Genomic DNA, 12,564 nt, shown 5'->3' with positions numbered 1-12,564 from the left:
CTGCCGGTTGCCGCCGGTCGCTGTCAAGCCGCCGCTGGCCCGCTGCCAAGTCGCGGCCGAGTCGCTGCCTGATCGCCGACGGTCCGCTGCCAAACCACCGCGGCTCACGGCAAGCCGCGCCCCCCCTACTGCCGACGCCGCGATCCTCGCGTGCCCGGCATCGAACGCAAACCGGTCCGTTCGACGGTGAAGCGGAAGCTGCGCGTGAGCCGCTCGCCGCGCCCCAGCAGCGTCATCCCGTTTTCGCACGCGCCGCCCGCCAGATTCATCGCGTTGATTGGATGATCGACGGGTTCGAAGCAGAAGAACTCTTCGCCGGGCGGCGTGTACAGCACGTAGTAATCGGTGTCGGCGGCGATGTTCAGCGACAGCCGGCGCTTCGGCCAGACGACCGCCGCCTGCCCGCTCCAGCCGGTAAACGCGTGATTGACGATGGTTTCCGGCAGCGGATATGCAACGCCGAACTGCCACGCGGGCGGCGCCTGCACGTGACGGACGGGCAGCCAGTCGTCGCCGGCGAGCCACAGGCCGCCCGCCGCTGCCGACAGCTCCGTGTCGGCGTCGCGCACGAAGAACGGATGAACGCCGAGTCCAAAAGGCAAAGCCTCGCGGCCCGCGTTCTCGATGTCGAGCGTGATGACGAGGGTGGGGCCGTCCAGCTTGTAGGTCTGCGCCGCGCGAAACGCGTACGGCTTGCCGTCACGGCGATCGAGCGTCAGGCGCACATTTTCGCGGTCGGAATCGGCGACGTGCCACGCGGACTGCCAACCGTCGCCGTGAATCGGGAACGGTTCGTCGGCGCGATTGCGCGGCACGTCGACGCGCCGTCCCGAGATATTGAAATGACCGCCGCCAATACGGTTCGAATAGGGCAGCAGCGGATAACAGGCGAGTTCGTTCGGTTGCGTGTCGGCGGCGACATGGCGGCAGCGCCGGAAAATCGGCGTGAGCGCACCGTCGTCGCGCCAGTCGAAGCGCGTGATGCCGCCGCCCAGCAGCGGCGCCACATCGAGCCGCAAATGCGTATTGGCGAGCGTAATGCACGCGACATCGCCGGCAGGCGTTTCGCCGACTGCTACCGCCGACGTGCTAGGCCCCGGCAGCACCGGGTTAGCCGCCGCCGCGAGTCGCGAGCGCCGGCTTTGAGTGCTTTGGGAGGTCTGAGACGCGGCGGAAACAAGATTCGCAACAGTCATATCTAGCTCCTTCGAGAGGCTTGGGACGTTGCCGTCATGGCTGACGGATGCTGTCGGGCGATTTTCTTGAGCCAGTCGCCTCTGGTACGAACTGCTTGCTGCCAATTTGCTGCTGGGCTTGCTGCTGCGCTTGCTGCTGGATTACTGCCGATTTGCTGCGTGCTTATCGCGATGTAGATTTCCAGACTGGACTTGCCGCTACTGCCTGGATCGTTCGCCGCTGCATCGAAATCGAAGCAGCGTCATTCTGCGCTACGCCGGCGCGCCCTGGAACACCGGCTCGGGCAAGCCGCGCCGTCCCGGCGTCGCGATAAACACGCCGCCCGCTCGCGAATCGCCGGCGAGCGTCGCTGCGTCGAGACCGATACGTGCGCTTGTGATGTACAGCGTGGCCAACTGCGCGCCGCCGAGCGCGATGCAACTCGGCTGCACGGTGGGCACGTCGACGCGCCCGGTTTCGGCGCCGTCGGTGCCGTAACGCACGACGCGTCCGCCGCCCCATTGCGCATTCCACAATCCGCCGTCGCAATCGACGGTCGAGCCGTCGGGTTCGCCAGTGGCGTCGGTCAGGCGCGTGAACAGCCGGTCGTTGGCGATGCCGCCGTCCGCGCCGCCGTCCGCACGATAGTCGCACGCACGGATTTCACGCGTGGGCGAATCGCAGTAGTACATCGTCGCGCCGTCGGGGCTGAACGCAATGCTGTTCGAAATAGCCGGCGCGGGCAGCGGCAAACGCTCCAGCGACAGGTCATGATTGAGCCGATAGAACCCGCCGATCGCCTGCAACGGCGAGCCTTCATCTTTCGTGCCGAATACGAAGCGTCCCTGACGATCGCAGCGGCCGTCGTTCACCCGCGTATTCAAGCCCGGTTCGACGTCGACGATACGGTGCGTCTGTCCCGTGGCCAGATCGAAAAACGCGAGATGCGAGGCAAGGCCAAGCAGCAGGTAATGCGGATCGGCACACAGCGCAAACGTGGCGAGACGCTCGGGCATTGCCCAGAAAGTGCTGCGGCCGTCGCTCGGGTCGTACCGCCACAAACGCGCGCCTTCAATGTCCGTCCAGTAGAAGCGGCCGGTTTTCGCGCACCATGTCGCGCCTTCGCCCAACGTGCATTTCGTGTCGAGCAGCAGCGCCGCGCGGTGCGCACGTTGCACACCGGCATCCACCTGCGCGCTCGCCGTCACGCCCAGCCTCCATCCACGACGATGTCCTGGGCGGTGATCATCTTGCTGTCGTCAGCGGCGAGGAAGAGCGCCATGCGCGCGAGATCGTCAGGCTCGAGTTCAGCGTCGATGCACTGGCCTTCCTTGATCGAACGACGTCCCGCGTCGTCGAGCCATAGACGCTTCTGCTTCTCCGTCATCACCCAGCCCGGCACCAGCGTATTCACGCGGATGTTGAAGTGCCCGAGGTCGCGCGCGAGACCGCGCGTCAAGCCCTGCACCGCCGATTTCGACATCACGTACACGGGATAACCGCCGTTCTTCAGCATCCAGCTGATCGAACCAAGGTTGATGATCGAGCCGCTCTTTGCAGCCTTCATATCCTCCATCACCGCTTGCGCCGCGAAGAACTGATGACGGATATTCACCGCGATGCCTGCGTCGAAAAATTCACGCGTGACTTCGCCGATCGTGTGGCGCTTGTCGTTCGCCGCGTTGTTTAGCAGCACCTGGATGGGGCCGAGTGCGGCCTTCACATCGGCGATCGCTTTTTGCAGCGCGTCGACGTCGGTCAGATCGCAGGGTAGGAACAGCGGCTTGTGCTTCGAGTCGCCGAGTTCGTCGGCGAGCGCTTCGCCCGCCGTTGCATCGATATCGAAGAACGCGACGCGCGCGCCTTGCGCCGCGAAATGCTCGACGAACGATGCGCCGATGCCGGTCGCGCCGCCCGTGATCAACACCGTGCGGTCGACAAGACTCGGGTAGCGCGCGAATGCGTTGTTCGCGAGGCGCTCGTTTGCATTGGCCGGAGACGACATCGTTCGATTCCTTTTAGAGCGAGTGAATTAATCCCGCGATCCGCGGTTCTTCAACTGGTCGAGCAGCACGGCGGCGAGCAGGATCGCGCCGCGCACGAGGTACTGATAGAACGCGTCGATGTTCATCAGGTTCATCACGTTCTCGACGGTACCCATGATCAGCACGCCGATCACGACGCCGGAGATCGTCGCGCGCCCGCCGAGCAGCGACACGCCGCCGAGCACGCACGCCGAAATCACGTTGAGCTCGAAGCCTTGCGCGGCATTGGGCTGCCCCGACGTAATCCGCGACGCCAGAATCACACCGGCGAGCGCGGTCACGGCGCCCTGAATCAGGAAGATGTAGACGCGCGTGCGTTCAACGTTAATGCCGGCGAGACGCGACGCTTCCGGATTGCCGCCGATCGCGAGCGTATTGCGGCCATACACGGTCTGGTTGAGCATCACACCGAACACGATGAAGCACAGCAGCGTGACCCAGATCGGCAGCGACACGCCGAAGAAGCTCAAGCCGCCCAATGCGATAAACGTATCCGACGACACGCCGACCGCCTGGCCATGCGACACGATAAAGCCGAGGCCGCGCACGATTTCCATCGTCGCGAGCGTGGTGATCAGCGCGTTGATGCGCAGATACGCGATCACCGCGCCGTTGACGAAGCCGATCACCGCACCCGCCGCAACCGCCGCGACGATTGCGATAAACGTGTTGTCGGTGGCGTTGAGCACCATCGCGCACAACACGCCGGCGAACGCAACCGTCGAACCGATCGACAAATCGAAATCGCGCGAGGCCAGACAGAACATCATCGTGCACGCGACCATGCCGATCTGTGAAATGGACAGCGCGAGGCCGAGCATGTTCTCGATCGAGAAGAAGTGGTCGACGGTCAGCGACATCGTCACGAACATCACCACGAAGATCAGGATCAGGCTGTACTCGGTGATCTGCTGCCACCATTTGGCCTTGTCGCTCGTCTGCGGAATCAGCGCTTCGGCGGCGCTCTTGGCGGCCTGTTGCGCGAGGTTTTCTCTAGCTTGCATGATGAAGACTCCTCCCGTTCCCCACGGGTTGCCGGACTTTCGTCCGAATGATGTTCAGGCCGCCTGAGCGGCAGTTCCGGTTTCGGGCAGTGCGGTCGAGCTTTGCGGCAACGCGAGGCTCAACACCGCTTGTTCGGTTGCGTCCTTGCGCGGCAGCTCGCCGGCAATGCGGCCCTGGCGCATCACGACGATGCGGTCGGACACGCCCAGCACTTCGGGCAGTTCCGACGAGATCATCACGATCGCGCAGCCGCGCTCGGCAAGCTGATAAATCACGTTATAGATTTCGTGCTTCGCGCCGACGTCGATACCGCGAGTGGGTTCGTCGAGAATCACCACTTTCAGATCAGGTTCGGCGAGCCAGCGTGACAGAATCGCCTTCTGCTGATTGCCGCCCGACAGGAAGCGAATCTTCTGGCGACGGCTCGGCGTCTTGATCTTCAGCAGTTTGATGAAACGGTCCGCGGTTTCCGCTTCTTTCTTGCGGTCCAGGAACATGCCCGCACGCAAATAGTGACGGCGGCAACTGATGTTGATGTTCTCGGACACAGTCGCCATCGCGACAATGCCCTCTTCCTTGCGGTCTTCCGGGCACAGCACGATGCCGTGGCGGATTGCTTCGCCCGCACTCTTGACGCGGATCGTCTTGCCGTCGAGCATCAGTTCGCCGCCCTTCTTATGCTCGGTGCCGTACACCAGATGCATCAGTTCGCTGCGGCCGGCACCCACCAGACCGAAGAAGCCAACTATCTCGCCGCGCCGCACTTCGAAGCTGGCAGGCTGCGCGAGCGCGTGGCCTTCGATCGCCTTCGCCGCGAAGCGCACTTCGCCGAGCGGCCGTTCCGAATAGTTATAGATGTCCGAAATTTCACGCCCCACCATTTCGCTGACGATCGTGTCACGGGACACGCCTTCGAGCGTCGGATGCGAGGCCACCTTGCGCCCGTCGCGGAAAATCGTGCACGCGTCGCACAGTTCGTAAATCTCATCCATGCGATGCGAGATGTAGATCATCGCGCGATTGTCGGCGCGCAGATCGCGCACCAGCTTGAACAGCACTTCCGTCTCGCGATGCGACAGCGAACTGGTCGGCTCATCCAGCGCGATCACGCGGGCGTTGCGCAGCAACGCCTTGCAGATTTCGACCATCTGCCGTTGCGCGATGGAGAGCTTGCGCAGCTTCACGTTGGGGTCGAGCGCCACGCCCATTGCTTCGAGACGTTCGCGCACGAAGCGCTTCGCATCGCTTTTGTTGACCCAGCCGAACGAGTTCGGCAACTGGCCAAGCAGCAGATTTTCCGCGACCGTTAGATCGGGCACGTATTGCAGTTCCTGGTGAATCACCGCGATCCCGGCCGCAATCGACGAAGCGGCGCTCGTGAAGCGCACTTCTTTTTCGTCGATCATCACGCGGCCCGAGTCGGGCTGATATTCACCGCCGAGTATCTTCAGCAGGGTCGACTTCCCTGCACCGTTTTCGCCCATCAGGCCGTGCACCTGGCCGACGTTGACGTCGAAGGACACACCGTCGAGCGCGCGCACGCCTGGAAAGACTTTGCCGATATTGTCAAAACGTAGCGTCGCTGACACTTCGCCTCCTCGCTGTTTCATCTCAACCGCGCCTTGCCTGGCGTCGCAGTTCGACACCTGCAAGGCGTGGCCTATGTCTACGCTCATGTTCTATTGCCGTTGCCGGCGCGCACATCGAAAGCGACGCGCCGGCAATTCTTCATTGCACCGCGCGTTACTTGGAGGCGAGGCCCATCTTCTCGCGCACTTCGCCGACGTTCGCGCGCGTGGCCAGCATGCCGGTCGTCAGCGTGAGCGGCGGCGGCGCCTTGCCTTGCGTGATCCAGTCGTACATCAGCGTCGAGGTTTCCTCGCCGTGGCGCTTCGGGCTGATGATGACCGTGCCGAAGAAGCCCGTCGGGTTCGGCTTCTTGAACTCGTTCAACGCCGAATCCGAACCGCCGATGCCGATGCCGATCATGTTGTCGGCCTTGAAGCCGCGGCCTTCTGCTGCGCGCACCGCGCCGAGCACGCCTTCGTCGTTCAACGCGTAGGCAACCCAGTGCTTGAACTGCGGGTTCTTCGTGAGCGCGATGTTGGCGGCGTTGAACGCGTTTTCCGTATCGGTCTTCGCTTGCGGCGCGGCGATGATGTTCGCTTTCGGGAAGCCGGCGGCGAGCAGCGCGTCCGTTGCGCCGCTCGTGCGGTCATGCGCGGTCGGCAGTTGTTCGTAGGTCACGTCGATCGCGCCCACGTCCTTCATGTCCCAGCCGCGCTTCTTGATTTCCGCTGCCAGGCCGTCGCCGACCTGCTTGCCGATGTTGTACGCCGAGATGCCCATGTGCGGCACCGACGCGATCGGCTTGCCCGCGCCGTCGACCAGACGGTCGTCCACGGTCATCATCTTCAAGCCGTCGGCCTTCGCCTTCGCGACGATGCCCGGTCCGAGCTTGACGTCAGGCGTGCAGATCACGAAGCCTTGCGCCTTTTGCGCCGACAGGTTGTCGATTGCGCTCATCACTTTTTCGCCCGACGGCGCGCCGATTTTCACCAGCGTGAAGCCCTTTTCCTTGGCCGCCATTTCGGCGAACTTCCATTCGTCCTGGAACCACGGTTCTTCCGGCTGCTTCACGAGGAAGCCGATCTTGACCGGATCGGCTGCTTGCGCGACCGGTGCGTTGAAGAGAACACCCGCCGCCGCTGCTGCCAGCGTGAGGAAAATTCTGCGTTTCATGTTGCGTGTCTCCTGACTAATTGATAACGAGAAGGTATCGGCCGCGTCTTCTTGTACCGGTTGTGACACACGCGGCCAGTGCGTCGTCCGGTGAAACGGTGCTGCGTTTTTCTATGCTTTCTACTGCGCTCTTGCTGCGTTCTTTGCTGCGTTTTGTTCAGTCGTGATACAGCACCGAGCGGCCGCCATCCACGGTGATACACGTAGCGTTGATGAACGGCGCTTCATCCGATGCCAGGAACACCGCCGTCATTGCCACTTCTTCCGGGCGGCCGATGCGTTTCATCGGCTGCAAATCGATCGTCGCCTGCCTTGCCGCGACGGGATCCGGCTGTTCGTTCCACCAGTCGTGCGCCAGCTGCGTTTCGATGTAGCCCGGCGCAATTGCGTTGACGCGCACATTGCGCGGCGCGTATTCGATGCCGAGCGCGCGCGTCAGGCCGATTACGCCGTGCTTCGCGACGGGGTACGGAAAACAGCCCGGAATGATCTTGAACGCATGCGTCGACGCGATATTCAGGATGCTCCCCGCGCCGCGTTCGACCATGCCCGGCAGCACCGCACGGCACCCGTTCCAGACACCGTCGAGATCCACCGCGAAGCAGCGGCGCCAGTCGTCGTCGGTCATGGTCAGCGGGTCGCAAAACACGTTGATGCCCGCGTTGTTCACCAGCACGTCAAGCGGGCCGAGCACACTTTCCGCTTCGCTCACCGCCTGCTGAACCGAAGCCGATTGCGTGACGTCGGTATGCACCGCCAGCACGCGCGCGCCGGTTTCCGAGCTGATCTGCCCGGCCGTCTGCCGCGCCGTTTCGATGTCGAGCTCGGCAAGCGCGACGGCCGCACCCTCGCGCGCAAACGCGAGCGCGATCGCCGCGCCGATGCCGCGCCCCGCGCCGGTCACCAATGCGACTTTGCCCGCCAACCGTGTCATTTCTTCGCACCCGCGCGCGCAACGCGCAAACCGTTGACGAACGCCTTTGCATGCGAGGCCGTCACTGCCGCGCTTTGACCCGGCTTGTACAGCGCCGAGCCGAGGCCGAAGCCGTTTGCGCCGGCGCTGAGGAACGGCCCCATGTTGTCCGGCGTGATGCCGCCGACCGGCACGAGCGGCACCTGCGCCGCGATCACCGCGCGCCATGCTTTCACGACCTGGCAACCGAGCTGTTCGGCGGGGAACATCTTCAACACGTCGGCGCCGTTCTTGAGCGCGATGAACGCTTCGGTCGGTGTCGCGACGCCGGGCGAGCAGGCCATGCCTTGCGCTTTCGCCGCGCTGACCACTTCGGGATCGCTATGCGGCATCACGATGAGTTCGCCGCCGGCCGACTTCACGTCCTTGACGAAACTCGGATGCAGCACGGTACCGGCACCGACGATCGCATCCGCCGGCAACGCCTTGCGGATCGCGGTGATGCTGTCGAACGGCTGGGGTGAATTCAACGGTACTTCGACGATACGAAAACCGGCTTCGTACAGCGCCTGGCCATGTTCCGCCGCATCGGCGGGCGTCACGCCGCGCATGATTGCGATCAGCGGACATGCCTCGAACGCCGCGATCAAACCCGCGTGCGGCATGTACGGAGCGGGCAGATTGATGTGAGGTTGCATGTCGGTTCCTTGTTTCGTGGATGGCGGCGTAGTCGGCTAGCCGGCATGCGCCGCGTGCGCGGCCGGGTTGACGAGCCCCGCCTGCGAGGCGACGCGCCACAAGCCGCGCTCGGTCGCGTGCTTCACGAGCTCGGCCTGGGTGCAGCCGAATTGCGTAAGTGCGACGCGATAGCGCTCGCACAGCGCTTCATTGCCAATCAGCCGCAGGCTCTGACCCGCGAGCGAACTTTGCTGTTGCTTGAGCACGGCTTCGAGACCGGCCAGTTCATGCCCGATCAGCAAACCTGACAGATAGTCCGGTTGCTGCTCGCGCGAAAGTTGCCCCGTGAGACCGAGCGTGCGCGAACTGAAAACAGTGGCGAGCACGCCCGCCTGTCCCTTGTCGCGCGCGATGTTCACGCCGTGCAGAAATGCTTCGGAATCCGGGAGGTCGGGCGTGACCATCGTGCGGCCGAGAATCGTATGCTCGCGCAATGCGCCGAACACTTCGCCGGTCATGAACGTATGAAAACGTTCTATGCGGCCCGCCTGCACCACCGCCCATTTCGCATGAGTGCCGGGCAAGCCGATCAGCGCCCGTTTGCCGCTGTCCGCGTCGCCGGCATCCTGTCCCAGCGCGCCGAAAATCTGCGTTTCTTCGCCGCGCATCACGTTGGGCAATTCTCCGCGTTGCAGCACGCCGGGCACGATGTGCAGCGTCGCGCCGCAAGCCGCCTCCACGCGGACAATGCCGGCGACGAGCGCGTCCGCGTTCGCGGGTGCATCGACATACGGCGCCTCCAGCCAGCCTTGTGCGCTGCCAACCATGCCCGCGGCGATGACCGGCGTGCCGGGCGCGGCGTCGAGCCAGGCGCCGCAGGCGTCCTCGAAGGCGGCGTCGAAGCCGCCTTTTTCGGCACTGCGCGGCAGATTCATGATGCCGGCCGTCGATGCGCGCGTCGCCAGCACTTTGCCGGACACGTCATACAGGTACGCGCGCAGCGACGTGGTGCCCCAGTCAAGCGCGATCAGCGCGGGGTGACGGTTGGCTTCAGCGTTGGCGTTTGTTTCAGCGGCGCCGGCTGCGAGATGCACGGCCGACGGTGTGGGAGAACCCGCTTGTTTCATCGCTTGATCCTGCGGGTTGCGGGTTGGGGGGCGCGCCAGCCGAGTTCTTCGGAGATCGCGCGCGCTTCGCGCTGCACGACCGGGATGAGTTCGTCCATGCGTTCGAGCGACATATACGGAATCGTGCTCGCCACCGACAGCGCCGCGACGATCGCGCCGGATGCATCGCGCACGGGTGCCGCGACGCAGCGAATCGACGCTTCGTTTTCTTCAAGGTCGAACGTGTAGCCGCCGGCGGCGTAATTCGTCATGCGCTGCATGAAAGTCTGCGCGTCGGGACGGTTATCCGGCTTGAACGTGACGCTGGCGAGCGCGCGCCGCGAGGCTTCGAAGAGCGACTGCCAGAGCTCGGGTGTGAGGTCGAGCATCATGGCCTTGCCGATACCCGTCGACGCGAGCGGCATCCGATGGCCGACGCGCGAGCGCATTTCGAGGCCGCGCGTGCCGGGAATCTTGTCGATGTACAGCACGTCGTCGCCATCGCGCACGCCGAGGTGAATCGTATCGAGCGTCTGTTCCGCGAGCGATTCCAGATGCTGACGCGCGACCGCGGTGAGCGGCATCTGTTCGAGCGCGATGGTGCCCAGTTCGATCAGCTTCGGGCCGAGCAGATAGCCTCCTTGCACCTGGCGCAGATAGCGCGCCTGCACGAGGCTGCTCACCAGCCGATGGGTGGTGCTGCGCGTCGTGCCGAGCGCGGCGCCGAACGTGCGTAAGTCGCGCACGCCGGCGGCGGCGGCTTCGAGAATCGCGAGACCGCGCAAGAGCGTCTGCGTGCCGGCTTGTTGAGGCGTGATGTCGAGCAGCGTGCTCGGCAACGCGATCTCGTTGACCACGGCCGGTTGAGCGGCGGCGCGCGGCGCGTTGGCGGCGGAAGGCATCGAGCGCGGCGCGGCGCTGGACGCGTGATCGGCTCGCGGCGCCAGTTCGGCTTCGGACGCGCTCGCGGCGTGGTTGGGCATCGCTTTGTTCATGGCGATTCGCTTTTGGTGGTTTTTGCGCTTGCAGCGCGGGGGCCGGAGAACGGGCCTTGAGTGCGCGCAACGCTGCGGGCGCGGGGGTGCTGCCTGGCGGTCGTGTTCGGCATGGTTTGGCTTTGTCTCCGTTTTTTGCTTTCGCAGTTTTGGTTTCTGCGTGTTGGAGTGGATTGTAGGGCGGTTTTTGAGAAAGCTCCAATATGTGATTTAGGTGGTCAGATAATGGGATTTTGGTTGCCGTGGGCTTGCGGTTTTGGGGTTGGTTTGGGCTTTGGCCTTTTCTTGAATTCGCAGTGGTCTATTGGGGTTGCCCCTGTGCGGGGCGGCACTCACTTTCTTTGCGGCCGCAAAGAAAGTAAGCAAAGAAAGCGGCTCAAACCGCCAGCTCATAAGCGGGTCCCCTGGCTTGGAGGGGTAGTGGTGCATCTGGAATCCGTGCCCTCGCACACCCCGCGCTCGTGACAAGGCAGTCATGCTTCCCGCCTCGCACTACGTGCTCGCCGGAATGGTCTGCCTGCAACCGAGGGTCCCGCTTTGGCGTGGGGGGGCCCATCGGCCCTGCCTATGCGAGGCGCTGATCGGGTGACTTCGGGCACTGTGGGATGCGCTCAATCGCGCCGGTAGCTCGACGATGCGCTGAACCGGGAAGACCCGGCCTGGTTAGGCCACGTCGGCGGAAGAGATGGCAAGCGGTCGAGAACGTTCTGTGCCGAACAGAGGTGGCGGTCCCGCGAGTACGGTTCTGTTAGACGGGCTGACGGTTCACGAAGTACCGCACCGTATGCCGCGCTAGCGCGGCATACGCCCACATATCGGACACAAGAGCGGGAGCATCACGAAACACTGGGAGGACAAACGGACTAGCGGTTTCCGGAACTACGGCTGGGGCGCGCGAAGCGTCGCCGGAAGCATGACTGCCTTGTCACGAGCGCGGAATGCGCGAGAGCACAGATTCCAGATGCGCCACTACCCCTCCAAGCCAGGGGACCCGCTTATGAGCTGGCGGTGTGAGCCGCTTTCTTTGCTTACTTTCTTTGCGGCCGCAAAGAAAGTGAGTGCCGCCCCGCACAGGGGCACCGCCAATAGACCACCGCGAATTCAAGAAAAGGCCAAGAAGGCCAACGAAAACCAAAGAAGCGCCGCAGGCAAACAACCATCACTCGGGCAATTCCGCCGCCCCCATCCTCCGGGCAATCACCCGAGACCTCTGCGCCAGATACACCGACCCACGATGCTCATCGAAATACTTCGGCTGCGGCAACATCACCGCCAGGCGGGCCGACTGCCCTGCCGTCAACTTGCTCGCCGACGTCCTGTAGTAGTAACGCGCCGCCGCCTCGGCGCCATAAACGCCATTTCCCCACTCAACGGAGTTCAGATAAATCTCGAAGATGCGTTCCTTCTCCATCAAGGTCTCCAGCATCCACGTGATGATCAGTTCCTGCCCCTTGCGGATGTAACTCTTCTCACGCGATAAAAACAGATTGCGTGCGAGTTGCTGCGTGATCGTCGAACCGCCTCGGACGATTTTGCCCTTCGCTTTATTGCGCTCCCAGGCCTGCAAGATCGCGTCCGTTTCGTAGCCGTTGTTGTTGACGAAATTGGCGTCTTCGGAAGCGATGATCGCGCGCTTCAAGTTGCGCGAAATCTGGTCGTACGGCACCCAGGTGTGCTGCATCGAAAGATCCGGCCTGTCCCGCGACAAGCGCCACGCGTCCGATCGCATGAAAGCTGTTGAACGCGGATTGACATAGTTCCACACGGCGATCTGCGCGAAGTAAAACACTTGCGTCGCAAGCCACGCGAAAACGAGCACGGCGATCACGTAAGCAATCCATCGCGCCGGACCTGGCCGGCTCGCGCGCCGCGTTGCTGTCATCGTGCTGTCTGTCCTGGAGTCG

Annotated in this window: 11 protein-coding genes; all 11 read right to left on the bottom strand. The window is 63.5% G+C overall.

Features of this window, described 5'->3' with window-relative positions; genetic code table 11:
• Positions 1-125 precede the first annotated feature (125 nt).
• The 11 genes from C0Z16_RS08765 to mtgA all read right to left on the bottom strand — a co-directional run bounded on the left by C0Z16_RS08765 (position 126) and on the right by mtgA (position 12,542).
• Positions 126-1,196, bottom strand: a complete 1,071-nt coding sequence (locus C0Z16_RS08765; protein ID WP_102631777.1) for an aldose 1-epimerase — start codon at positions 1,194-1,196, stop codon at positions 126-128.
• A gap of 252 nt (positions 1,197-1,448) precedes the next feature.
• The gene (locus tag C0Z16_RS08760) at positions 1,449-2,384 is read right to left on the bottom strand and encodes an SMP-30/gluconolactonase/LRE family protein (RefSeq protein WP_175130627.1); all 936 of its coding nucleotides are present in this window, start codon (positions 2,382-2,384) and stop codon (positions 1,449-1,451) included.
• A complete protein-coding gene (locus tag C0Z16_RS08755; protein ID WP_102631776.1) occupies positions 2,381-3,181 on the bottom strand; it encodes an SDR family NAD(P)-dependent oxidoreductase in 801 nt (266 codons plus the stop codon). The genes C0Z16_RS08760 and C0Z16_RS08755 overlap by 4 nt, the downstream gene beginning before the upstream one ends.
• Before the next feature lie 27 nt (positions 3,182-3,208).
• Positions 3,209-4,225 carry an L-arabinose ABC transporter permease AraH gene (gene araH / locus C0Z16_RS08750; protein WP_006051875.1) on the bottom strand — a complete coding sequence of 339 codons (1,017 nt, stop codon included), beginning with the start codon at positions 4,223-4,225 and terminating at the stop codon, positions 3,209-3,211.
• Positions 4,226-4,279: 54 nt separating this feature from the next.
• Entirely contained in the window at positions 4,280-5,815 is a 1,536-nt protein-coding gene (gene araG, locus C0Z16_RS08745) for an L-arabinose ABC transporter ATP-binding protein AraG (RefSeq protein WP_102631989.1), read from the bottom strand.
• Between the two features lie 154 nt (positions 5,816-5,969).
• Positions 5,970-6,968 carry an arabinose ABC transporter substrate-binding protein gene (locus tag C0Z16_RS08740; protein ID WP_102631775.1) on the bottom strand — a complete coding sequence of 333 codons (999 nt, stop codon included), beginning with the start codon at positions 6,966-6,968 and terminating at the stop codon, positions 5,970-5,972.
• Between the two features lie 157 nt (positions 6,969-7,125).
• Positions 7,126-7,902 (bottom strand): SDR family oxidoreductase, encoded by a 777-nt coding sequence (locus tag C0Z16_RS08735; RefSeq protein WP_102631774.1) that lies wholly within the window; start codon positions 7,900-7,902, stop codon positions 7,126-7,128.
• Positions 7,899-8,579, bottom strand: coding sequence for a 2-dehydro-3-deoxy-6-phosphogalactonate aldolase (locus C0Z16_RS08730; RefSeq protein ID WP_102631773.1), 681 nt, complete (start codon positions 8,577-8,579; stop codon positions 7,899-7,901). The genes C0Z16_RS08735 and C0Z16_RS08730 overlap by 4 nt, the downstream gene beginning before the upstream one ends.
• A gap of 36 nt (positions 8,580-8,615) precedes the next feature.
• Positions 8,616-9,686 (bottom strand): 2-dehydro-3-deoxygalactonokinase, encoded by a 1,071-nt coding sequence (locus C0Z16_RS08725; protein ID WP_102631772.1) that lies wholly within the window; start codon positions 9,684-9,686, stop codon positions 8,616-8,618.
• The gene (locus tag C0Z16_RS08720; protein ID WP_102631771.1) at positions 9,683-10,660 is read right to left on the bottom strand and encodes an IclR family transcriptional regulator; all 978 of its coding nucleotides are present in this window, start codon (positions 10,658-10,660) and stop codon (positions 9,683-9,685) included. The genes C0Z16_RS08725 and C0Z16_RS08720 overlap by 4 nt, the downstream gene beginning before the upstream one ends.
• Positions 10,661-11,819: 1,159 nt before the next feature.
• Complete coding sequence (gene mtgA, locus C0Z16_RS08715) at positions 11,820-12,542, bottom strand: monofunctional biosynthetic peptidoglycan transglycosylase (protein ID WP_102631770.1); 723 nt, start codon at positions 12,540-12,542, stop codon at positions 11,820-11,822.
• Positions 12,543-12,564: the final 22 nt, after the last annotated feature.

It is taken from the genome of Paraburkholderia rhynchosiae (genome assembly GCF_002879865.1).
In the GTDB taxonomy this organism is placed as follows: domain Bacteria; phylum Pseudomonadota; class Gammaproteobacteria; order Burkholderiales; family Burkholderiaceae; genus Paraburkholderia; species Paraburkholderia rhynchosiae.
This window is presented reverse-complemented; position numbering and strand designations above follow the sequence as displayed.